The sequence below is a fragment of the Acetomicrobium sp. genome (assembly GCF_059026225.1).
Genome location: NZ_JBWQOQ010000001.1, coordinates 60,457 through 82,328, shown reverse-complemented (window position 1 = coordinate 82,328; position 21,872 = coordinate 60,457). Strand labels below are relative to the sequence as shown.

The following is a 21,872-nucleotide window of genomic DNA, read 5'->3' as shown; positions in this document are numbered from 1 at the left end:
ATGAGTTCAATGGATTGAGGGTGTTCCCAGCACCCTCTTATTTTTTTAATTTCCCTTGGAAAGCCTCAATATAATCGGCATGCCAGTTGATAATCATCTTAAGAAAGCCAAATTAACGAGATATATACGATACCATGCGAAGCGTTCTTGTGTATTTATTTTATTTTAATTTCTTATTAGTCTCTTGACATAAGAAATTAAAAGTGGTAAGTCATATAAACAATAGGAATGCAGTATATGGTATTCCAATTCTTGCAATTAAAATCCACTAAGGAGAGGGGGTTAACAGATGCAAGTAAATTTTTTTATGTGGATTTGTGCGTCTCTTCCCATATTGGCCATTCTCGTCTTGATGGTGGGGTTTAAATGGAGTGCTTCAAAAGCGGGACCGACAGGTTTTTTCGTCGCACTCGCGGTTGCTGTTCTGGTATTTAAAGCGAACTTTCATTTGTTGGCAAATTCCAATGCAAAGGGGTTTGTAATGGCATTTTATGTATTGTACATTGTATGGGGTGCTTTATTGCTTTATAATGTTGTAGATATAACTGGAGGAATAGAAAGTATTGGTGCCACCTTTATGGCAATGACGAAGAACAAAATATTGCAGCTTTTAATGATTGGTTTTGCCTTTGTTACCTTTTTACAAGGAGTTGCAGGGTTTGGCGTTCCCGTAGCTGTGGGAGCGCCTTTGTTAATCGGTATGGGATTTGATCCCGTCAGCGCTGTAGCTGTAGCGCTAATCGGGCATGCATGGGCAGTTACTTTCGGTGATATGGCTGCTTCTTTTGCAAGTTTGCAGCAGGCTACGGGGTTGTCTGCAGCTGACTTAGCTCCTTGGTGCGGATTATTTATCGCTTTAGCAGGAATATTTTGCGGAATGTTTGCGGTCCATGCTTACGGGGGCACAAAAGCTCTGCGTCAAGGAATTGTACCTACACTCGTAGTCTCCCTATCGATGTCTATCTCGCTTTGGTTTATAACTCAATGGGAACCAACATTGGCCACTTTCTTGTCCGGGATCATTGGAATGGTTGTTACTGCCGTCTTGTCAAGGGTTAAGATATACAATACCAAGGCTGCTATAGAAGCGTCGGCCTCTACAGGACGCTTAACTTCAAATCCAGTAACTGTAAAGGGCAAGGTAGTGGAAAAAAAGATGCCCTTCAACCTTGCCTTTGCTCCGTATTATTCCCTGATCATCATTGTTTTGTTTGTTAAGTTTGTGCCCGGTGTTGAAGATTGGCTAAAACATTTATTAGTTCTCAAGCTTAAATTTGGAGAATACTCCACAGGACTTGGTTGGGTTACGCCTGCTGGATCTTCTACAAGTGTCGGTATTTTCTCTCATGCAGGCGCGTTTCTTTTTTATGCATCTTTTATTGGCATACTAATATATCGTGCTAAAGGTATTTGGAAAGCGGGCATGTTTAAAAAACTTCTGTCCAAAGTTGTAAAAGGAGGGGTTAACTCCAGTATCGCTACGACTTCCATGGTCCTCATGGCTTTTATAATGGTCGAATCTGGTATGACTTACATGTTGGCAAAAGGTGTAGCTGATGCATTGGGTTCTATATATCCTATCTTTATTCCTTTAGTCGGGGTACTTGGAGCATTTATGACAGGAAGTAACACCAATTCCAACGTGATGTTTGGAGCTTTTCAGGTGCAAGTGGCAAATATCCTCGGCATCAGTACTTTAATCAGTGCCGCTGCTCAAACTGCAGGCGGTTCCATAGGCAGCATGTTGGCTCCATCTAAAGTTATAGTGGGCACTTCTACAGTTGGGCTAACCGGACGCGAAGGAGAAGTCATAGGTAAAACATTAAAATATTGCGTTACCTTAGCATTGATCCTGGGAATTGTGGCCTGGGTCATGTTGTTTATATTATGCAGGCATGTTTATTAGGATAAAAAGGGAGGGAGATTTATAATGAGCGGCAAAAAGTCCAGTCCGACGCTACTCGGATTCGCGCTTCTCGGAATGCTTATTGCACCTCCTCTTTTGCTGTATCCGGCAGTCATCAAGGAGAACGTAGCCTTGGAAGTGGTCGGATATCTTGTTCTCGTTGTGTCAATGCTAATTCCCATTTTTAAAGGGTAATCTAAATATCAATATTGAACTTGACGTGAATGAAAAAATGGGTTATCTTTGAGCAAGGATTGGCATACCGTATTCCAAATACGTGAAATGAATACGAGAAGGATACAAGAAGGGATAAAAAGGTGAATAAACATTATTTTTATGTTGCAGAGGGCTTGCCGGAAGATAAGGGAAAAGACATAGCCAGAATGGATCCCGAGGATATGAAAAACCTTGGAGTTCAGAGTGGTGATTTCCTCTTAATTAAAGGAAAATCGCAAGTGGCTTTAAAGGTCTTTCCTTGCCCGACAAATTTTCGAGGAGCCCGTTTGATTCAAGTTGACAGCATAGCTCGAGAGAATTTAGGGGTCAGCCTTGGAGACCCAGTTGAAGTAGAAAAAATAGAACCTACTCCCCTGAAGACGGTCATGTTGGATAAGGGAGGGCTTGCTCCGGATGAAATACCTTCACAAGAGGAGCTTAAAAGACACTTGTTGGGTCGTGCCGTCATTATTTCAAATAAAGTTCCGGTCGTGCTTTATGGTGGAAGTGCTATTGCTTTGAGAGTACAGGGTATGGCGCCTCCAGTAGAGATAGGACTTGTTACAAAAGACACCACCATCATTTTGGTAGATCAGACTTTGGATTCTAAAAGAGATCGCGTGAGTTATGAAGATATAGGAGGTTTGGATGAGGAAGTAAAAAAGGTAAGAGAACTCGTCGAACTTCCGCTCACACGTCCTGATCTTTTCAGAAAAGTGGGTATCGAACCGCCCAAGGGTATTTTGCTCTACGGGCCTCCTGGTACGGGCAAAACTTTGATAGCACGTGCCGTTGCGTCCGATTCCAGGGCTTATTTTATAGCAATTAACGGCCCTGAAATTATGAGCAAGTATTACGGAGAAAGCGAAGCGAGGTTAAGAGAGATTTTCGACGAGGCCAGGAAGAACTCGCCGGCGATAATCTTCATTGATGAGTTGGATGCCGTTGCTCCCAAGCGCTCAGAAGTTATCGGTGACGTAGAAAAAAGGGTTGTGGCACAGCTCCTTTCTTTGATGGATGGTCTGAAATCTCGAGGTGACGTAATAGTCATAGGCGCTTCAAACATGCCCGAATTATTGGATCCCGCTTTGCGAAGGCCAGGCCGATTTGACAGGGAAATCTTTATAGGGGTTCCAGGCACGCGAGGAAGAGAAGAAATACTAAAGATTCATACAAGAGGGATGAGCTTGGCACCTGACGTCGATCTCAAAAAAATTGCGTACCTGACACATGGGTACACAGGAGCTGATCTTGCTCAACTTTGTAAAGAAGCAGGCATGCGCGCCCTCGGGCGTTATATGGACAGGCATGAAGTTGGAGACGTTATTGTCACCAAAGAAGATTTTGAAAACGCTTTAAAGGCAATTGAACCCTCTGCACTTAGAAAAATGGTCGTGGAAGTTCCTTCAATCGGATTCGAAAATATAGGCGGTTTAAACGATATCAAGAAAAGTCTTTTGGAGCTTATTAAAATGCCACTGCAACATAGCGAGGAATATGAAAATTTTGGTTTAAAAAAGGCAAGATTTATATTTTTCTTAGGTCCTTCAGGCGTTGGCAAATCATTGATGGCAAATGCTATCGCGAAAGAAGCTGGTCTTAACCTCATACATATAACCCCTCCCATGCTAATATCCCACAAAATAAGCATTGAACAGTCAATAAGCGACGTATTTAAGCTGGCTAAAAGAGTTTCTCCTTGTGTGCTGCTCTTCGATCGAATAGATGGCACTGTTCAAACCCTTGGAGGCAGATTTACTAACCAGCTAATTATGGAGCTTGATGCAAATAAAGAAGTAAATAATGTGATCATTGCGATAGCAAACTCCCTTAAAGGAATTGACCAATCTCTCATTTCTTCTAACAGATTAACCGAAATGTTCACCTTCAATATACCTACCCTTGAAGAGAGAAAAGAAATTTTAGAAATCATACTTAAGGATCTACCCAATCACGAAGTGTCGGTTGAGTATTTGGCAGAGGTTACGGAAGGCCTGACCGGTGCTGACTTAAAAGCTATCATCGAAAAAGCTTGCCATAGGGTTCTTTCCAAAAAAATCTTAGACGAGGGAGGTGGTGTCTTGACGAATAAGGAAGTATTGGCTGTCTTGAAAGAGATCGATTACAGACGGGAGGTGCAATTTAATGAATCTCGATGTCAAGAAGTTGTTTGAGGAACCGAGCCTTATTCAGATCACGACTTGGGCTCGAGGTGTTATCGAGAATAAGGATGCCAGGGATGTCGTTTTCGCGCTTGCTAACGCTGGATCCAAAGAAGGCAAATACGTTCAAGCATGGGAAAACTACGTTGATCTTCCCGATAGAGTTGGCGTCCCTGTTCGTGCATACGCCAGAATTAGCGATGAGCCGCTGTTGAGCAAATATGTGTACGAAAATGAACACCCAGACATTGTGGTCTTGACTAATGAGGCTCTAGTAAAGGGAAATGACGTCCTGGAAGGCATGAAGCCGGGTGGTGTGTTAATAGTCAACACTAAAAGAGACCCGGAATACATTTTGAAGTTCTTAAAGGACACGACCTACCTTGGAACGATCGGGTGCATCGATGCGACTGAAGTTGCCGGGCACGTGCAAACACTTTCCGGAGCCGAAGGCGCAACCGATGCGTCAGGAATAGGTGTTGGTGTTGGAGCCGTTTTAGCCGGAGCCGTTGTCAAGGCAAGATCCATCGTTAAGCCCGAGAACGTGTTTTCCTCCGTTCAGAACCAGCAGGCTTGCCGATATGGTTATGATGAAGTTCGCCTAGTGACAGTAAATACGACCTTCCCAGAGTTTAAGCCGGCTCCTAAGAAGCCATTGGGACCAGAAGACCTTCCTTTTGCCGGTACCGTTCCTTCCGTTGACAAGGAAAACGAAAAGAGGATAACGGGTAATTGGAGGAGCGAACGTCCTGTATGGTCTAAAGAACGTTGTACTAACTGTTTGCTATGTTGGGTGAATTGCCCCGATTCAGTTGTAGTTTACAAGACACCTGAGGCTATGGATTTCACTAATTTGAAATATTGCAAGGGATGTGGCATTTGCGCATCAGTATGTCCGACTAAAGCAATAACCATGGTCCCAGAACTGGATTTTGAGGATTAGGAGGTGAGATCTATGGTAAAAAAGAGGCTTATATCTGGAGTTGTAGCCACTGCCGAAGCCGTAAGGCTTGCAGATGTGGACGTGATTACATCGTATCCAATAAGGCCCTATACGGGCATAATGTCCGAATTAGCAAGGATGATAGCTGATGGCGAACTGGACGCCGAGTTTATCCATGCTGATGGCGAACACGCCCAGCTCAGCATAGTGTATGGAGCATCGGCTGCTGGCGCCAGGACATTTACTGGAAGCTCCGGAGTGGGAGTAACATACGCCATGGAGGTGTATTCTCCCATTTCAGGAACAAGACTGCCTGTTCATATGGCGATTGCGGACAGGACGCTTGATCCTCCCGGAGACTTTGGTTCTGAGCATACAGAGGCCGAATCATGCCGAGATCAATGCTGGATCCAGGGATGGGCGGCTACTCCGCAAGAAGCACTTGACTTGACGTTATTGTATTACCGAATTGGCGAAGATCCCAGAGTGTTGCTCCCTCAGTATGCTTGTCAAGATGGTTACTTTGTCTCCCATATTGCCGGTGAAGTGGAAATCCCAGACGAAGGTCAAGTAAAGGAATTTTTGCCACCCTATAAGAACAAACATTCGCTCAACATTTACGATCCGATGATAATAGGCGCTCAGATAGAACCTGAGATGGGACCACCTCTCCAATATCAACGGTACTTGGCTGTTCAAGAAGCCAGAAAGGTAATAGCAGAAGCCTACAAAGAATTCGGAGAAATATTTGGTCGCAAGTACAGTCCTTTTGTCGAAGAACATATGACCGATGACGCTGAAGTTGTCATTTTCATTCAGGGAGCTCATTCAGTTACAGCTAGAAACGTTGCATTAAAACTTCGAAATCACGGAGAAAAAGTGGGCGTTGTGCAATTGCGCACCTTCAGGCCTTTCCCGACGGAAATCGTGCGAGATGTTTTATCCAGGTTCAAAGCCGTGGGCGTAGTGGATAATTCAGTTAACTATGGCATTGCAGGCGACGGAGGAGTATTGCTGAGTGAAGCCAGGACTGCCCTATACGGATTGGGAGATAAAACGAAGACGGTTGGCTTTGTCGGTGGACTTGGCGGCGAAGTCATCACCATGGAAGAGTTCTATAAGATGTACGCTAAGCTTAAAGAAATTGCAAAAACGGGCAAGGTCGAAAGAGATTCTTACTGGCTCCCGTACGAGCTTTAAAGGAGGTGAAGGTGATGTTGGAGACTATAAAGACGCTTCGTGATATGCCTAAGGAAGAATACTACGTCCCTGGACATAGGACGTGTGCAGGATGTGGTCCTGCGTTGGTGTATAGATTGGTGGCGAAGGCCGCAGGCCCAAATACCATCTTCGTCGGGCCTACCGGTTGTATGTACGTTGCAAACACAAGCTATGGTTGCGGTCCTTGGGCGGTGCCTTGGATCCATGCCCAAATTACAAATGGCGGAGGAGTGGCTTCGGGTATAGAAGCAGCCTATAAGGCCATGATGAGAAAGGGCAAATATACGGGTGAGCGTCCGCATGTAATAGTCATGGCTGGGGATGGAGGCTCTAGCGATATCGGATTGCAAGCTCTTTCGGGCATGATTTACCGCGGACATGATGTACTTTTCGTATGCTATGACAATGAATCTTACGCTAATACAGGCATTCAGACTTCACCGACCACCCCTTGGGGAGCAGTTACTACCTTTACTCCCTCGGGCCCCGCGATACCTGAAGGCAAAAGGCTATGGCCAAAGGACAATGCCCGGATGATAGCTCATGGGCATCCGGAGCTCAAGTATTTGGCCACTGCCTCTCCCGCTTTCCCGGTGGATCTTTTCAATAAAGTTAGAAAAGGCCTTAATGCAGAGGGTCCGGCTTATTTGCACATCCAAGCTCCTTGCCCGAAGGGATGGCAGTTCCCTTCAAGCCAAACCATTGAAATGGCAAAACTTGCTTTGGATACAGGCATGTTCCAACTATATGAGCTTGAAGATGGCAAGTACAAGATGTCCTACATGCCTAAGGAGCGCAAACCCGTTGACGAATTCCTTAAGCTGCAGGGAAGGTTCAAGCACTTAAAACCTGAACATATCGAAAAAATCCAGAATTTCGTTGATCAAAAGGTCAAGTCAATAGAGATAGAAATAGCTGCACTATCATAGACTATCGTACATATATGGGATTGCATTGCCAATTGCGCATCGATTAGTGCTAGGATAGTTAAAAGGCGGATCTTTATGCATAAAGATCCGCCTTTATGTTTTTGATTCGAATACAATGCCATTATATAGATATAAGCTGATTGAAATATTTTCAAAAGCCTTTTAGGTCGACATATTGCTTATTTATTTGATATTTTCCTTACAGTGTCTCCTTTTTTCACCATATCGCCTTTTATAACGGAGCAAAGTATCCCCTTTTTAGGCATTATGCAATCTCCCGTAGTGAGGAGCAAGGCTTCCCCAATATCATGCTTTATCGTTCCTTTTTGATCGGAAATGCAAACTGCCCATACTATCCCCGTGTTCATGCTCTCGCGCCGCTTTCTTCTTTCTCTGATTCCCTCTTCTTTGCCAAATAATCTTCTATGGCCGCCTTGATTCCTTCTTCGGCCAACAGAGAGCAGTGAAGTTTTTGAGGCGGAAGCCCATCCAGTGCCTCAGCTACGTCCTTATTGGTGATCTTGAGGGCTTCTTGAAGAGTTTTACCCTTTACCATTTCCGTCACCATTGAACTGGTAGCTATGGCGGCAGCACAGCCGAAAGTCTCGAATTTGACGTCTACAATACGATCATTTTCTATTTTTAAATATATCTTCATGATATCCCCGCAAACGGGATTGCCAACTTCACCGACTCCATCTGCATCATCTATACGTCCGACGTTTTTAGGGTTCATGAAAAGATCTATCACTTTTTGAGAATACATATTTACTACCCCCTTTTGCCAAGAGGAGACATGGCTCTTAAAGACTCTACCACTTTCGGCAGGTTTTCCAAAACGTAATCTATATCTTCATCGCTTGTATCTTTTCCTAAAGTCAGCCTTAAGGACCCATGAGCAACCTCATGTGGCAATCCTATGGCAAGGAGCACATGGCTTGGCTCTAAGCTCCCAGACGTACAGGCAGAACCGCTGCTTGCTCCTATTCCCAATGCATCAAGGCGCAAAATCATGGATTCCCCTTCAATGTAGCGAAAGCAGAAACTTGTATGAAAGGGAAGACGCTCAGTACGATGACCAGTCAGAATGACATTATCGATGCGCTCAAGGATGCCGTCAATTAAACGATCGCGAAGGCGCTTTTCGTTCTCGTTTTCATTGTTCGCAAGCCTTTCCGCGGCCAAAACTGCGGCTTTGCCGAATCCGATAATTCCGGCAGTGTTTTCAGTTCCAGAACGCAACCCTCTCTCTTGTCCGCCACCATGAATCAAAGGTGCGATTTTAACTCCCTTCTTTATATATAACGCACCTACGCCTTTAGGACCATACATTTTATGTGCAGCCATTGTCATCAAATCTATTGGAAGTTTTTTTACGTCAATGGGAAGATGCCCCGTTGCTTGAACCGCGTCAGTGTGGAAAAGTACTCCCTGTTTGTGGCAAATATTTCCTATTTGTTCTATCGGTTCGATAGTGCCTATTTCATTGTTTGCGAATTGTATAGTAACTAAAATTGTATCAGGTCGAATGGCTCGCTCGAGCTCATCCAATCTCACTATTCCATATTTGTCTACCGGTAAAATCGTGATATCAAAACCTTCTTTGCCCAGCCATTTGCATGTATCTAAGACTGCATGATGTTCTATGGCAGATGTTATGATATGACATCCCTTATCCTTTTGCGCGTAAGCTATGCCTTTTATTGCAAGATTGTCTGCTTCACTGCCACCGCCGGTAAAGATTATTTCCGCGGGGTCGGCATTTATCAATTGAGCTACCTGATCTCTTGCTTCGTCCATGGCCTTCCGTGCCTTTCTGCCCCATGCGTGAAGGCTGTTCGGATTGCCGAAATCGGAAGTAAAATAAGGCATCATAGCCTCTAGCACATCATGGTCAACTGGCGTAGTTGCTGAATGGTCGAGATAAACAGAACGGCTCATTGTTTGCATCGCCTCTCTTTATTAGATTGACCTAACTTAAGTTAAGTTTATTTTCTAAGACGAGGATTGTCAAGTGAATGAAATGGAAATGTCCGGGAACTTTTCCGAGGGAAGCGAATAGAAACTGACCTATCGTGATGCTTAGTTCCACTTCAAGGGCTTGCCTTTGACTATAATTGGCTTTTGGTATATAATGCACCAAATAGCAATGTTATTATGTTATTTCATTTAAAATGGGAGATGTGGCATGGAAAAGGCAAGCGTTATAAAACCACTAGTTGATACTAACATAAGTGATAAGGTATTTGTTGTGCTTAAGACCGCCATTCATTGTGGTGAGTTACAACCGGGTGATCCTCTTATTGAACGTGATCTTGCCGAAAAACTTGCGGTATCGCGCACACCGGTGCGTGAAGCTATACAGCGCCTGAAAACAATGGGGTTAGCGGTTCAAGTATCCAGGAAAATGGTAATAGTGGCCAAACCAACCTCAGAGGAAGTGATAAATACGTTTGACGTACGAGAGGTCCTTGAAGGGCTGGCTGCCAGCCGTGCAGCGACCAATGCCACATCAGAGGATCTTATCTATCTTGAAAATCTTGCAGAGGAAATGGAGCAATGCATCGCAATAAACGACGATGACAAGCTAGAAGAACTTCATATGCTTTTTCATGAAAGGTTATATCGAGCTTCTGGAAATAAAAAATTGTATCAACTGCTCATGGATTTAAGAGATTGCATAAAGGCTTATACCCACATTGGATATGCATTCCCGGGAAGAAAATCGGAAGCATCCCAAGAACATAAAAGAATATTGGAAGCGCTAATTTCCAAAAACTCCAGAAAAGCTGAAGAGTGGGCCAGAAAACACATCAAAAGATCAAAAGAAGCATATATAAGGGAGCTACAAAAAGACTCACAAATATGACGGTGAGTTTCTGAATATCTTAGAGAATAAAGAGGCAATCAGTGAAAAATCACAATGACTTAACAAAATTTAGTTCCTGAGTGAGCAAAAAATAATGCCCGACGTGATCGTCAGGGTCTCGCCAAGATCTAACTAGAATTATAAATTGACCTGTTTTGCTACGGTAGTGTTGGAAATATTATAAAGAAACCCAAAAGGATTGTACATCATAGGAAAGTCTATCATTTATGCCCCCTCCCTAAGGTAGTTCTTGAGTCTCTTTGCGTTTTTGTTTTGTATATTTTGTATTTGTGTATATGCTGGTTCTGCTATCGTCAAAGCAGTTCGGGATTGATTAACGTTACCTTTAAAGTGTATTTGCCAGCTTTATGGCCTCAGCGATTGTTTGAAGCCCTTGAGTTCATAATGATAAGGTCCAAGATCTTGGATGCCTCTTTGTTATCATTAAGTTTATAAAGCTTCCCTCACCCTGGATCGAGTTACAGTATTCTCTTCTAAGTTTTGTTATGCCGAGCTCGCAAAGCTTTTTGAGCTGCGATAATGGCAACACGTTTTCTTCATGTTTAGCTATGGCTTTAATTATAACAAAATCTTTTTTAAAAACACTTTTGGGTCAAGTCCTTATTTTTCTGTAAAATCGCCCTCTGATTAAAATCATGGTTAAACTCCAGTCGTTACTGGAGCTACTTCACTTCACCCATCTCGCAAGTATCTTCTTCACCTCATTTCACCATGCTCGCATGTTTCTTCACCTCATTTACCATGCTATCGTCACAATGTTGTTCCTGTTCCTTCCACTCCCAATATTCATCCATCTCGAAGTATTTCTTACCTCATTTACCATGCTTCGTCATGTTCCATCAACAACGCTTTTACCCGCCTTAGTGCCGATTCACGGTTAGGAAATATCCGAATCACTCGCTCCCTTCGCCTTATCTCCTGATTTAATCTTTCCTGTCCCTTCGTTGTCCGAAGCCTCTTCCTGTAACGTGCAGGAAGATTTAATACTGCTACGGCGTCGTCAAAGCCATCTTCCAGGATATCTGTAGCCCTAAGGGTTTGGGCAGAAAACACTTCAAGCGTCAGATTTAGCATGTGTCGTGCCGTAGATATGTCAGGTGCTTCAAAGATCGCCCTCAAGGTACGACTTTAGGTCTTTCTGCATGTTCTTGGGACATGAGTCCAAAATGTTTTTAGTGAAGTGGGTCTGACACCTCTGCCATGTCGAACCTTGAAAATGCCTTTCTACGGCGTTGACCAGACTTGCAAGTTATCGGATATCACTATATCGACTCCCCTAAGCCCCCTTGCCTTTAAGTCCTTGAAAAAGTTAGACCAGCTTTCCTCCGTCTCGCTATTTCCTAACTTCTTGGGACATGAGTCCAAAGCGTTTCTAGGAGTGGGTCTGCACCTCTGCCAGTTGAACCGAAAATCACTATCTAGCGTCAGACTTCACGCTATGGCTCACTTTGACCTCTAAGTCCCTTGCCAAAGTTAGACCAACGTTTGTCAAATAGTCTACACCATGCCTTTCCTCCTTGAAATCTCTTACTGCATCCCCAGATCTTCCATCCATCTCTCATTGTCCTACCTCCCTATATCCTACCTAGTTGATTCCTTTAGCGACGAGTAAGCTAAAAGGCCTTACCTTGCCGTCTTCTCTTACCTTTATTACAATGCCGTCCAGGATTAGAAATGGATAAAGGGTTTTAGATAAACCCCTCTCTTTCCGGGCTCGAAGTGAAACATCAAGGTCTTTGCAGAGCTCTAGACACGGTCGATGCAGAGCATGTGTCCCGCAAAGTTCCTCCGTTATCCGGACTTCAGCAAGGCCATTTCGACCATCTCCATCAAGGTCGCTGTCGATTCTGATAGCGAATAATCTATACTGAAAATGCCATCTCTTATCTCAGGTACTCTTAACGTCAAGGTCCCAACTCTGGTAGTTAGCCTCGTTCCTGATCTGTGCATCCTGGCAACCTTCTAGTCGAAAGGCCATTTACGACCATCTCCATCAAGGTAGCAATTAATGCTTCGCTTCTTTGATAGCGAATAATCTATCTGAAATGCCATCTCTTATCTCAGGTACTCTTAACGTCAAGGTCCCAACTCTGGTAGTTAGCCCTCTTTCCTTGTATCCGTCGCGCATTCCCTGGCTTTTCCATGCGTTCATAAGGCTTTAGCGTTGATCTGCTATAAATTGTTCTATGATTTCCTTTAAGCTTTAGTATCGCTGATAATAGACTCGCAGTCACCTGATTCATAAATTGTTCATATTGAGTTCCGTCGTTGACGCTTTCGATAGTTTGTCGGTCAAAATGTATTTCGTCATGGTTGGCAGATAGACCCTTATTCTATCTGAAGACGTCAATCCTCCTCATTCAAGGTAATATAATATTGAGTCGTCGTTGACCCTTTCGATAGTCTGTCTGTGATACTTTCTCTATCAGAGGGCGATGACCCTTCTTAATCTTATCTAGGGGATGGTCAAGGTAATATGATCTTGAGTCTGTCGTTGACCCTTTCGATAGTTTGGGTCTGTGATAACTTTATTCTATCAGAGGGCGATGACCCTTCTTAATTTATTTAGGGGAGTGCCATACCTGATTTATAAATTGTTCTATGATTTCCTTTAAGCTTTCGTCATTGCCGGAAAATAGAGACGTCAATCCTCCTCATTCAAGGTAATATAATATTGAGTTGTCGTTGACCCTTTCGATAGTTTGGGTCTGTGATAACTTTATTCTATCAGAGGGCGATGACCCTTCTTAATTTATTTAGGGGAGTGCCATCCTAAATTTTACAGATGATATCATACGTAACTGACTTAAGACCATCCTTGCGAAGTTATAAAAGCTAAATACCCTTATAATCTCTTTTCATAGCATGGCGTCTCGCCTTGTACGACGAGACCGCCTATTTTTTATATTTATTTGGCAGCGCTTTCTTTTGTAATATGTCGACGAAGCGGCCTGAAGCGTTGAGCGAGCTTGCAGCTATGTGGTTAGTGCCGAGCATCGAGGAAAATTTAAAGCTCTTCAGAGGTTTGGGAGGAAAGGCATATCTTCATTAATTAAATCCGCTCAAAGTTTAAAATGAGACTAAAAATGGAGAATATCACTATGGGCCTTGTGGATAAAAAGAATTCTCGGGTAAAAAGAAAAACTGCAGAAGCGCCAATGACCATAAAAAAATTTGCAGCATCATATAAACAGACTGCTTTTGCAGGCACCTTAGTAGCCCTGGCAATACTTGGCGATTCCTTCCTTTACGCTGCTTTACCTGTACACTATCGAGAAGTTGGTATCAGCTTGATAATGGTTGGATGGTTACTCAGTCTTAATCGATGGGTGCGCCTTTTCACTAATGCTGCTGCGGGTTGGCTCGGCTCGCGTTTGGGCTGGAGCACAGTGTTTACAGCGGCACTATGGTTGACAGCGATCACAACTTTAGGATATGGGCATACGAAGTCTGTGCTGATACTCCTATTGCTCAGGGGGCAGTGGGGCCTCTGTTGGTCCCTTCTTCGTTTGGGCGGACAAGCGGCTGTGCTGATTGAGAGCCCTCCAGGACGGCGCGCTTCCTACATGGGAGTGTTTACAGGCATATATCGATTGGGAAGCTTGGCTGGCATGGTGATAGGGGGCTATTTAGCTGACAGGGTTGGTTTTAGGATGGCAACGCTTTGGTTGTCGGTCGCAACTGCGTTGGGTGCAATCATCGGTTCATTGCCACCTGCTATGGCTGGGAGGTGGGGAGCACCCTCAAGGGATAAGAATGCTAGCCATGATTCGTTCCGAGTGGCAACCGGGTGGATACCCAAAGGGCGTGAAGAATGGGCAGTATGCATATGTGCCGTTAGCTTGTACCTTGTTACTAGCGGGATTGTGACGTCAACGGTAGGCCTGCTTGTGACCACGCGGTTAGGAGATCGAATAGCCTTAGGTCCTATGGTATTGGGCGCAGGGGCGCTATCGGGGCTGTTGTTAAGCATGCGATGGGTGATAGATTTCTTGTTGGGCCCTTTGTTGGGCTGGCATGCTGATCGTAGGGGGCGATTTTTAGTCTTAGCTATTGGCTACTCGGTAATTGTCATGATGTTACTTATATTATCGAAGGCGCATGGATTTTTAGTGATAGCTCTGGCCTTGGTTGCATTGTTTTGTTCAGGGACTGCATGCGCTGTGACACTTGATGGATGGGCAGGCGACATTGCCGGGCGCACGCCGGGTCGGTTTTTGCCAGTCTATGCGACATGGATTGATGCCGGGGCTGCTATCGGTCCGTTGATGGGTTATTACCTTTCAGAAATATGTTCACTCGCTCATGGGTATCTGGCAAGTGCTTTTCTTATATCAATAGGAGGAGCTATTTGCTGGGCATTATCTCATGATGCCCAAAAGTAAGAGGATAAATTGTTGGACTCTAGTCCACGCCAACGTCACTTGCTGGATCGAGAGCTGCATCGTTTTGGTGCTCCTCATCAATACTGTTGCAGATTGTACCAAGAAAGAAAAAAATTACGGATTAAGGAAGAATTAGGATAGATGATGTGGTCACCTTCATGAACGAAATCACTCCTCCTCTAAGGGCGATGCAAAAGACCTGATCGGGAAAATGATGCTAAGACACCTCCCTCTAGAAATTTTCCACACTATTTGAAATAGAGCCGCGATCAACTTGACCGAGCAAAATATGTATGTTAATATAATAGAAGTAACTGGGCTACCATGGTATACCAGATACGAGGTGTTGTTGCATGACAAGAAAGGAATTGGCGATTTATATTTACGATCAAATAAAGAAGAACAAGCTAGGCAGTAATGGGAAGCTGCCTAGTGAACGCAAGTTAGCTTCTATGTGTAATGTTACCCGTCCATTGATAAGAGAAGCCCTGGCGATACTCGAAGCATTCGGTATAATCGAGGTTCGTGATCGCCAGGGCATTTTTATAAGAGAAAAGTCCTGGAGCGAAATTTCGTTACCCATTTCTTTTTTAGTAGATTGGCCGTTAGATATCCTTCCTCAAGTCTTCGAGGCAAGGCTTATCATTGAACCGAAAGCCGCCGCTTTAGCGGCAAAAAGGCGGACTGATTCGGATCTCGAAAAGCTACGAGAGACGCTCGCTAAAATCGAAGAGCTTTTTAAAGAAGATAGGCCTGAAAAAGCATTATTAGGCGAGAAGTGGAACTCTATCTTTCATGCCCTTGTTGTCGCATCGTCACATAACGACGTTCTATGCAGAATGCACGAGGGCATTATATGTTTATACGAACGTAACGTATCATCCTTTCCTAAGGAAAATGCGCCTATGCCGTTCGAAAAGTGGCCTGGAGAGATTTGGGCTGAACACGCAGGGATAGTTGAAGCTATATCAAGGGGAGACGAAAAAGCAGCTGAAAAGAGAGCGTTTCAGCATGTTGCCATCTCCCAAGAACGTATTTATCACTTTACTAAATCTTTAGGGCTTAAATTTTTCGTACCACTTACAAATGAACATGTAAAGGAGGATTAACCTCATGCACGCGCTTGAAAAGTTGTTGGCGAAAGCTTCAGGCAAAACTAGGGTCAAACCAGGAGAAATTGTTGAAGCAGAAGTAGATCTAGCCGAAGTAAATGACCTTTACCTGCAGGTTATAAAGTCTTTCTATGAAATGGGCGGTACAAAGGTAGCACACCCCGAAAAGATTGCCTTCGTTTTTGATCACTATTCTCCTCCCCCCACCATAAAGGCCGCAGATAACCAAAGGCAGATGAGGGAATTTTGTGAGAAGATGGGCATAAAGATGCTTTTTGATGTAGGAGAAGGAGTATGCCACCAACTTTTGGTGGAAAGCGGTCTTGTGGGGCCCGGAAAGGTTGTAATAGAGACGGATTCTCACACCACAACCTTAGGCGCCCTGGGTACTTTTGCGACGGGAGTTGGTGCCACAGATCTGGCTATTATCCTTCTTACAGGTCGCCTTTGGTTTAAGGTACCTCCCGTCATTAATATTTGTCTTGATGGCAATATGTCCGATTTTATCATGGCCAAAGACATAATACTTCATGTATTGGGAAAGCTAAAACAAGATGCTGCTATCTATAAAGCAATTGAATTTACGGGTTCGACGGTCTCGTCTATAAAGATGGATGAACGATTCGTACTGTGCAATATGTCAGTTGAAATGGGTGCTAAGACGGCATATATACAGCCTGACGAAGAAACTTTTGAACTTCTTGGAGATCAAGGTGCAGAAAAAGAAAATTTCGAAGTATTTACTACCGATGATGATTTTAATTATTTTGAAACCTACCACGTAGACGTAAGAAATCTATCCCCTCAGGTCGCCCTTCCAGGAAGTGTTGATAACGTGTGTGGCATTGAACAAGCAGAAGGGATCCCAATCTCTCAGGTATTTATTGGAACGTGTACAGGAGGGCGATTAAACGACATCAAAGTTGCCTCCGAAATTTTAAAGGGCAAACACGTAGCGAAAAACGTTCGCTGCATTGTAATCCCGGCATCGAAAAAGATCCTTCAGGAAGCCCTCAAACGTGGTTATGTCCAAACCCTCCTAGAAGCCGGAGCGATCTTCGTGACGCCAGGCTGTGGTCCTTGTCTCGGTGCCCATGAAGGGGTGCTTGCCCCGGGCGATGTATGTGTATCGACGTCAAGCAGAAATTTTCCTGGACGCATGGGAAGCACAAAAGCTTTCATATACTTAGCTTCTCCCGCTACGGCTGCAGCGTCTGCTGCTAACGGCAAGCTCACGGATCCACGTAAACTGCTTTAAGGAGGGTTAGAAGTTGAATCAGATAGAAGGAAAAGTTTTTATCTTCGGAGATAACATAGACACGGATCAAATTTATCCAGGCAGATACTTGGAACTTACGGAACCTCAGGATATAGCAGCTCATGTTATGGAAGGAGCAGATGCAACTTTCCCGTCCAAAGTTAGCCCTGGAGCAATAATCATTGCTGGCAAAAACTTCGGATGTGGTTCAAGCCGCGAACATGCCGTTATAACCTTACTTGCAGCGGGGGTAAGAGCCGTGGTCGCTAAATCCTTTGCCCGCATTTTTTATCGTAACGCTATCAACCGGGGACTTTGCGTGGTGGAAATACCGGAGCTCGATCTTTCAAAAATTCAAGACGGGCTTGAAGCCGTAATAGACATCGAAAATGGTGTTATGGCCTTTTCTAATGGATGCGAATTTGTCTTTGTGCCCTTTTCAGAACATATCTTGGAGATCTTAAAGGCAGGCGGCGTTATTTCCCTTTATAGGTCAAAAATGAAGGAGAGGTGATTTGATAGCCTGATTTTAGAAAGCATTGGTTGATATCACATTAACTAGAGAAGGGGGAAAGTGTAAAATGAGGCGGTTAGTTACAAGTTTAACATCTATTTTGGTCATATTGGCGATATTTGGAATGTTTAGCGGTACGGCGAAAGCAGCATATCCGGAAAGGCCGATTACTTACGTTATAGCTTTTAATCCAGGCGGAGAATCGGACATTACAGCAAGGGCACAACAACCTCACTTAGAAAAAATTCTCGGAACGCAGGCAATTATAACCTATAAAATCGGCGGCGGCGGGGCAGTAGGATGGTCGGAAATAGTGCGCACAAAACCTGATGGCTATACGATTTGTGGTCATAACATACCTCACATAATACTACAGCCGCTTCAGCGGAAGGATACAGGTTATAAAACATCAGATATAAATACCGTTTGTTGGTTTGAGGCAACGCCCAACATGTTAGTCGTTCCCGTAGATAGCAAGTTTAAAACCCTTGACGATTTCGTTAAATACGCTAAAGAGCATCCTGGTAAAATAACCCTTGGCGGAAGTGGAAGTTACAGTGCAAATCACCTCGGGACGGTTGAATTTAATGAGGCGGCGGGTATCGATACCGTTTACATTCCTTTTACTGGTTCAGGCGATGCCGTTCCTGCATTTTTAGGAGGTCATGTGACTGGATTAATGACCTATACCACCATGGCTGCAAATTATAAAGATCAAATGCGGCCCTTAGCTGTAGCTACAGAAGAGCGTTTATCCTTATTCCCAGATGTTCCTACGTTTAAAGAGCTTGGCTACGACTTTGTAGAAGGTGCTTATAGAGGTATATGTGTGCCTCCCAAGACACCCGATGAAATAGTAAATAAATTGGCTGATGCCTTCAAGCAGGTTAATGAGACACCTGAGTATAAAGAAATGATGGAGTCGATGGGATTTCAAATGGTTTTTTACGGACCGGAAGAGTCGAAGAAGTTTGTCGAAGAACGCACAGAGTATTACAAAAGCATATTGGACAAATTGGAAATGAAATAAATCGCAGTTAAAAGTGGCCTGTAGATCTGGGAGGGGTGATTTGAACGATGGGTATATTTTTAGATGCGTTTATTAATGTTCTTGCTTTTAAGAATCTTGCCGCTATGACGTTACTCATTCCACTAGGCATGATGGCCGGAGCCCTGCCCGGGTTTACGGCCACTATGGCAGTGGCAATATTGGTCCCATTTACCTTTGCTATGGATCCTGTAATGGGACTTATATGTGTAAGCGCCGTGTATTGTTCAGCCATATACGGCGGTGCTTTTCCTGCTATCCTGATCAACACTCCAGGGACGCCTTCCTCAATCGCAACATGCTTTGACGGATACCCCATGACATTGCAGGGAAGGGCGCAAGAAGCTTTATTTACTATTGCATTTGCTTCGCTTGTCGGGGGTTTTATTGGCACAATTGGGCTTATAGCATTTTCATTGCCTTTGGCGAAGATTGCCCTCAAATTCGGTCCCCCTGAGTACTTCTGGGTAAGTATTTTTGGTCTTACTATTATCGCAGGACTTTCAGGCGATTCCTTATTAAAAGGTATAGCGGGAGGGATACTTGGATTACTAATTAGCACTATTGGCATTGCTCCCGTCGGTGGTGATGTGAGATTTACCTTTGGCATATCCTCGTTTCAGGGCGGCGTAGAGCTCATTTCAGTTTTGATTGGTTTCTTTTGTATACCAGAGGTTTTTAAGATGGCACGAAATCCCGTTGGTTCCTATTTGAAAAACACTAGCGTTGGCAGTACCGTTGAGGGCTATAAAGAAGCCATATTTAAGGGATTTCGAAACGCTTTTGCTGATATAGTTAACCTTATAAGATCTTCGATTATTGGACTTTTCGTAGGGATTTTACCAGGCGCTGGCGGTAATATTTCCAACTTAATAGCTTATAACGAAGTTAAAAGGGCTTCCAAAAATCCTGAGAGCTTCGGTAAGGGGAATCCTCAAGGGATCGTAGCTACAGAAACGGCTGATAAAGCAACAATTATGGGATCTTTCGTACCGCTTCTTACCTTAGGTGTTCCAGGATCTCCAGTAGCAGCAGTTGTTTATGGAGCTTTAATGATTCAGGGACTCAACCCCGGACCCGAACTTTTTACAAAACATGCGGAGATTACATACACATTTATGACGTCCTTCTTCGTGGCCACGGCTCTTACCGTATTAATTGGAATGTTTGCTGGTGTTTTGTTCTACCAAATTATAATGCGATTGCCAATCCGCGTATTGGTGCCAGGAATTTTGCTTCTGACCATCGTGGGTTCCTATGCCGTGAGGAATAATTTCATGGACGTAATATTTATGCTTGGAAGTGGATATCTCGGTTATGTACTTGGGAAGTTGGGATTTAGTCCAGGCCCGGTTGTCTTGGGGCTTGTGCTAGGGCCGATCGCTGAGAAAGGACTAGTACAGGGGTATTTGATGGGAAACAGCATATCTCCAGGCATGCCATGGATAATATTTTTCACAAGGCCTATATCAATCGTTTTGATTGTGATTTCTTTGATATCCGCTTTGTGGCCCTTTTATTCAGCTCGTAGAAGAAGGAGGGCTGCCTGATGATGTTGAATTCAGATCTTTATGGTGGTCTTATAATGCTTGTTTTTGCGGCTATGTTTTGGTTTCATATTGGAGATTTTACTAAATTCGGGTTGATGTTTCCAAAAGTCATTATAGTGCTTTTGGCCGTTACCGGGATTGCATTAATAGTAAAATCTAAAATCAAACCGCAGTACGTTGAGTCTTTCATAAAAGAAATTAACAAGTACATGGCAGCAACTATGCTATGGTCGCTAATATGGGTCCTTTCGGCAAATTACGTTGGGTTTTTCGTGGCTAGCACAATCTCCATGTGGGCCATCCAATGGACACTTAGCGATGAGCGCAATCTCAAGACTACTATTGTTTCGCTAGCTGTGGCAATTGGGAGCGTTTTTGTAATATATCATATTTTTACTCAATACTTATATATTTTCTTCCCACAAGGCTTTCTTTTCTAAAGATGAGGTGGTTTTACGTGTTGATGAATATGAAATATGGTAGATCGGAACTTTCGTTTAATATTGATCAGGACAGAGTAACCAAAATACTTGAACCCAACGAGAGACCGGGCATTGAAGATGCCCTACGGGGTGTGCAAGAAGCGTTAAATAATCCTATAGGTGTTCCTTCTTTGAAAGAATTGGTCAATATAAAAAATCCAATGAGTGTAGTGATAGTCGTGAATGACATCACTCGACCCACTCCTTATGAGAGTTTACTTCCGCCTTTGCTCGAAAATCTTCATGCAAGCGGTATAAGCAAAGACCAAATCACTTTTCTTACAGCTACAGGCATCCATGATCCTCATACCCATGAGCAGAACGTGGAAGTGTACGGCAAAAATTTAGTCGATGAGTATAAATTTGTCTCTCATTGCGCTGATGACGTTTCTTCTTTGCTCGAGTTTGGCGAGCTTTCTACGGGTTTAAATTTAACAATTAATAGATTGGCTGCAGAGGCGGATTTCCTAATCACTTTGGGTGTAATTATGCCCCACTATTTCGCTGGATTTTCCGGTGGAAGAAAAAGTATTTTGCCAGGAGTGGCAGGCAGAGTATGCATAGAAAAAAATCATTCTCGCATGGTGTATCTCATGGATGACCTTCCTCCTTTAAGGCGAAATCCCGTGAACCTTGAAATGATAGAAGCAGCTAAACTTGTTGGAGTGGACTTCATTTTAAACGTAGTGACAAACAGCAAAAAGGAGATAGTAAAAATCGTAGCAGGGGATTTGGAAAGCGCTTGGTACGAAGGTGCATCAGTATCATCTGATATGTACGAAGTACCCATTGAAAGGAAAGCTGATGTTGCTATTGTAAGCGCTGGAGGATACCCGAGAGATATTAACGTTTATCAAGCTCAAAAAGCACTTGATCATGCCGATAAGGCAACTAAACTTGGTGGGACCATTATCTTGATCGCAGAATGCTCACAAGGGTATGGAGAGCGTACTTTCGAAGAGTGGATGCGCGATGCAAAACGTCCTAGCGACGTAATCGAACGTATAAAGAAGAAATTTGCCATGGGCGGACATAAGGCTTACGGCATATGTAAAGTGGCCGAAGAAAAGGAAATAATATTGATTTCTTCTTTATCAAAAGAGCAAACGGAAGGTCTGTTCATGCGCAAGATGGATTCTGTTGAAGAAGCGATAAAATACGCAGAAAAGAAGCACGATAGGCCGAATTACATATTAATGCCTTATGGTAGCCTGACGGTTCCCGCGCTTTGTAAATAGTTTTTAATGGACGTATCT

General features: G+C 43.7%; 23 protein-coding genes and 1 pseudogene. 16 read left to right on the top strand and 8 right to left on the bottom strand.

Annotated elements, in window-relative coordinates:
• Positions 1-289: 289 nt before the first annotated feature.
• From AC5SXE_RS00405 to AC5SXE_RS00380, 6 genes are all read left to right on the top strand, one after another.
• Entirely contained in the window at positions 290-1,906 is a 1,617-nt protein-coding gene (locus tag AC5SXE_RS00405; RefSeq protein ID WP_323720792.1) for an L-lactate permease, read from the top strand.
• 24 nt (positions 1,907-1,930) lie between these two features.
• Positions 1,931-2,101, top strand: coding sequence for a hypothetical protein (locus AC5SXE_RS00400; RefSeq protein WP_323720791.1), 171 nt, complete (start codon positions 1,931-1,933; stop codon positions 2,099-2,101).
• A 122-nt stretch (positions 2,102-2,223) separates the two neighbouring features.
• Positions 2,224-4,296 carry an AAA family ATPase gene (locus AC5SXE_RS00395; RefSeq protein ID WP_323720790.1) on the top strand — a complete coding sequence of 691 codons (2,073 nt, stop codon included), beginning with the start codon at positions 2,224-2,226 and terminating at the stop codon, positions 4,294-4,296.
• Entirely contained in the window at positions 4,268-5,227 is a 960-nt protein-coding gene (locus AC5SXE_RS00390) for an oxalate oxidoreductase subunit delta (RefSeq protein ID WP_323720789.1), read from the top strand. Before AC5SXE_RS00395 ends, AC5SXE_RS00390 begins: the two co-directional genes overlap by 29 nt.
• A gap of 12 nt (positions 5,228-5,239) precedes the next feature.
• On the top strand, positions 5,240-6,427 hold the full coding sequence (locus AC5SXE_RS00385) for an oxalate oxidoreductase subunit alpha (protein WP_323720788.1): 1,188 nt from the start codon (positions 5,240-5,242) through the stop codon (positions 6,425-6,427).
• Positions 6,428-6,441: 14 nt separating this feature from the next.
• Entirely contained in the window at positions 6,442-7,377 is a 936-nt protein-coding gene (locus AC5SXE_RS00380; protein WP_323720787.1) for an oxalate oxidoreductase subunit beta, read from the top strand.
• 179 nt (positions 7,378-7,556) lie between these two features.
• On the opposite strand, the gene AC5SXE_RS00375 is transcribed toward AC5SXE_RS00380, so the two are convergent.
• Genes AC5SXE_RS00375 through nifS form a run of 3 tightly spaced genes read right to left on the bottom strand, consistent with a single transcriptional unit; the run spans position 7,557 to position 9,318 of the window.
• On the bottom strand, positions 7,557-7,745 hold the full coding sequence (locus AC5SXE_RS00375) for a hypothetical protein (RefSeq protein WP_493916280.1): 189 nt from the start codon (positions 7,743-7,745) through the stop codon (positions 7,557-7,559).
• Positions 7,742-8,143: a Fe-S cluster assembly scaffold protein NifU gene (gene nifU, locus AC5SXE_RS00370; protein WP_323720786.1), complete on the bottom strand. Its 402-nt coding sequence runs from the start codon at positions 8,141-8,143 to the stop codon at positions 7,742-7,744. The genes AC5SXE_RS00375 and nifU overlap by 4 nt, the downstream gene beginning before the upstream one ends.
• A gap of 5 nt (positions 8,144-8,148) precedes the next feature.
• Positions 8,149-9,318 (bottom strand): cysteine desulfurase NifS, encoded by a 1,170-nt coding sequence (gene nifS, locus AC5SXE_RS00365; RefSeq protein ID WP_323720785.1) that lies wholly within the window; start codon positions 9,316-9,318, stop codon positions 8,149-8,151.
• A 247-nt stretch (positions 9,319-9,565) separates the two neighbouring features.
• Here nifS and AC5SXE_RS00360 point away from each other — a divergent pair, with 247 nt between their 5' ends.
• Complete coding sequence (locus tag AC5SXE_RS00360; RefSeq protein WP_323720784.1) at positions 9,566-10,246, top strand: GntR family transcriptional regulator; 681 nt, start codon at positions 9,566-9,568, stop codon at positions 10,244-10,246.
• Positions 10,247-11,082: 836 nt separating this feature from the next.
• Here the strand turns inward: AC5SXE_RS00360 and AC5SXE_RS00355 are convergent.
• From AC5SXE_RS00355 to AC5SXE_RS00335, 5 genes and pseudogenes are all read right to left on the bottom strand, one after another.
• Positions 11,083-11,611 (bottom strand): annotated as a pseudogene (locus AC5SXE_RS00355) (IS256 family transposase); the annotation flags it as partial.
• Between the two features lie 70 nt (positions 11,612-11,681).
• Positions 11,682-11,822, bottom strand: a complete 141-nt coding sequence (locus tag AC5SXE_RS00350) for a hypothetical protein (RefSeq protein ID WP_493916279.1) — start codon at positions 11,820-11,822, stop codon at positions 11,682-11,684.
• Positions 11,823-11,852: 30 nt separating this feature from the next.
• Entirely contained in the window at positions 11,853-12,032 is a 180-nt protein-coding gene (locus tag AC5SXE_RS00345) for a transposase (protein ID WP_493916310.1), read from the bottom strand.
• A gap of 26 nt (positions 12,033-12,058) precedes the next feature.
• Positions 12,059-12,217 (bottom strand): hypothetical protein, encoded by a 159-nt coding sequence (locus tag AC5SXE_RS00340; protein WP_493916278.1) that lies wholly within the window; start codon positions 12,215-12,217, stop codon positions 12,059-12,061.
• Positions 12,218-12,272: 55 nt separating this feature from the next.
• On the bottom strand, positions 12,273-12,395 hold the full coding sequence (locus AC5SXE_RS00335) for a transposase (protein WP_493916277.1): 123 nt from the start codon (positions 12,393-12,395) through the stop codon (positions 12,273-12,275).
• Between the two features lie 750 nt (positions 12,396-13,145).
• On the opposite strand from AC5SXE_RS00335, the gene AC5SXE_RS00330 reads away from it, so the two are divergent.
• From AC5SXE_RS00330 to larAH6, 9 genes are all read left to right on the top strand, one after another.
• The gene (locus AC5SXE_RS00330) at positions 13,146-13,319 is read left to right on the top strand and encodes a hypothetical protein (RefSeq protein WP_310846711.1); all 174 of its coding nucleotides are present in this window, start codon (positions 13,146-13,148) and stop codon (positions 13,317-13,319) included.
• Between the two features lie 34 nt (positions 13,320-13,353).
• Positions 13,354-14,652 carry an MFS transporter gene (locus tag AC5SXE_RS00325; RefSeq protein WP_493916276.1) on the top strand — a complete coding sequence of 433 codons (1,299 nt, stop codon included), beginning with the start codon at positions 13,354-13,356 and terminating at the stop codon, positions 14,650-14,652.
• A 353-nt stretch (positions 14,653-15,005) separates the two neighbouring features.
• Positions 15,006-15,761 carry a FadR/GntR family transcriptional regulator gene (locus tag AC5SXE_RS00320; RefSeq protein WP_323720782.1) on the top strand — a complete coding sequence of 252 codons (756 nt, stop codon included), beginning with the start codon at positions 15,006-15,008 and terminating at the stop codon, positions 15,759-15,761.
• A gap of 4 nt (positions 15,762-15,765) precedes the next feature.
• Complete coding sequence (locus AC5SXE_RS00315) at positions 15,766-17,022, top strand: 3-isopropylmalate dehydratase large subunit (protein ID WP_323720781.1); 1,257 nt, start codon at positions 15,766-15,768, stop codon at positions 17,020-17,022.
• Between the two features lie 13 nt (positions 17,023-17,035).
• Positions 17,036-17,536, top strand: a complete 501-nt coding sequence (locus AC5SXE_RS00310) for a LeuD/DmdB family oxidoreductase small subunit (protein WP_323720780.1) — start codon at positions 17,036-17,038, stop codon at positions 17,534-17,536.
• A gap of 67 nt (positions 17,537-17,603) precedes the next feature.
• Positions 17,604-18,566: a tripartite tricarboxylate transporter substrate binding protein gene (locus AC5SXE_RS00305; RefSeq protein ID WP_323720779.1), complete on the top strand. Its 963-nt coding sequence runs from the start codon at positions 17,604-17,606 to the stop codon at positions 18,564-18,566.
• 47 nt (positions 18,567-18,613) lie between these two features.
• Positions 18,614-20,134 carry a tripartite tricarboxylate transporter permease gene (locus AC5SXE_RS00300; RefSeq protein ID WP_323720778.1) on the top strand — a complete coding sequence of 507 codons (1,521 nt, stop codon included), beginning with the start codon at positions 18,614-18,616 and terminating at the stop codon, positions 20,132-20,134.
• Positions 20,134-20,574: a tripartite tricarboxylate transporter TctB family protein gene (locus AC5SXE_RS00295; RefSeq protein ID WP_323720777.1), complete on the top strand. Its 441-nt coding sequence runs from the start codon at positions 20,134-20,136 to the stop codon at positions 20,572-20,574. Before AC5SXE_RS00300 ends, AC5SXE_RS00295 begins: the two co-directional genes overlap by 1 nt.
• Positions 20,575-20,597: 23 nt before the next feature.
• Positions 20,598-21,854 (top strand): nickel-dependent malate racemase, LarAH6 family, encoded by a 1,257-nt coding sequence (gene larAH6 / locus AC5SXE_RS00290; RefSeq protein ID WP_310846681.1) that lies wholly within the window; start codon positions 20,598-20,600, stop codon positions 21,852-21,854.
• Positions 21,855-21,872 lie beyond the last annotated feature (18 nt).

Coding starts and splice junctions, on each gene's coding strand:
- AC5SXE_RS00390 (WP_323720789.1), top strand. CDS start 4,268: ATGAATCTCGATGTCAAGAAGTTGTTTGAGGAACCGAGCCTTATTCAG.
- AC5SXE_RS00400 (WP_323720791.1), top strand. CDS start 1,931: ATGAGCGGCAAAAAGTCCAGTCCGACGCTACTCGGATTCGCGCTTCTC.
- AC5SXE_RS00350 (WP_493916279.1), bottom strand. CDS start 11,822: ATGGATGGAAGATCTGGGGATGCAGTAAGAGATTTCAAGGAGGAAAGG.
- AC5SXE_RS00375 (WP_493916280.1), bottom strand. CDS start 7,745: ATGAACACGGGGATAGTATGGGCAGTTTGCATTTCCGATCAAAAAGGA.
- AC5SXE_RS00360 (WP_323720784.1), top strand. CDS start 9,566: ATGGAAAAGGCAAGCGTTATAAAACCACTAGTTGATACTAACATAAGT.
- larAH6 (WP_310846681.1), top strand. CDS start 20,598: ATGAATATGAAATATGGTAGATCGGAACTTTCGTTTAATATTGATCAG.
- AC5SXE_RS00295 (WP_323720777.1), top strand. CDS start 20,134: ATGATGTTGAATTCAGATCTTTATGGTGGTCTTATAATGCTTGTTTTT.
- AC5SXE_RS00320 (WP_323720782.1), top strand. CDS start 15,006: ATGACAAGAAAGGAATTGGCGATTTATATTTACGATCAAATAAAGAAG.
- AC5SXE_RS00305 (WP_323720779.1), top strand. CDS start 17,604: ATGAGGCGGTTAGTTACAAGTTTAACATCTATTTTGGTCATATTGGCG.
- AC5SXE_RS00335 (WP_493916277.1), bottom strand. CDS start 12,395: ATGCGCGACGGATACAAGGAAAGAGGGCTAACTACCAGAGTTGGGACC.
- AC5SXE_RS00380 (WP_323720787.1), top strand. CDS start 6,442: ATGTTGGAGACTATAAAGACGCTTCGTGATATGCCTAAGGAAGAATAC.
- nifU (WP_323720786.1), bottom strand. CDS start 8,143: ATGTATTCTCAAAAAGTGATAGATCTTTTCATGAACCCTAAAAACGTC.
- AC5SXE_RS00340 (WP_493916278.1), bottom strand. CDS start 12,217: ATGCACAGATCAGGAACGAGGCTAACTACCAGAGTTGGGACCTTGACG.
- AC5SXE_RS00385 (WP_323720788.1), top strand. CDS start 5,240: ATGGTAAAAAAGAGGCTTATATCTGGAGTTGTAGCCACTGCCGAAGCC.
- AC5SXE_RS00300 (WP_323720778.1), top strand. CDS start 18,614: ATGGGTATATTTTTAGATGCGTTTATTAATGTTCTTGCTTTTAAGAAT.
- AC5SXE_RS00405 (WP_323720792.1), top strand. CDS start 290: ATGCAAGTAAATTTTTTTATGTGGATTTGTGCGTCTCTTCCCATATTG.
- AC5SXE_RS00325 (WP_493916276.1), top strand. CDS start 13,354: ATGGAGAATATCACTATGGGCCTTGTGGATAAAAAGAATTCTCGGGTA.
- AC5SXE_RS00315 (WP_323720781.1), top strand. CDS start 15,766: ATGCACGCGCTTGAAAAGTTGTTGGCGAAAGCTTCAGGCAAAACTAGG.
- nifS (WP_323720785.1), bottom strand. CDS start 9,318: ATGAGCCGTTCTGTTTATCTCGACCATTCAGCAACTACGCCAGTTGAC.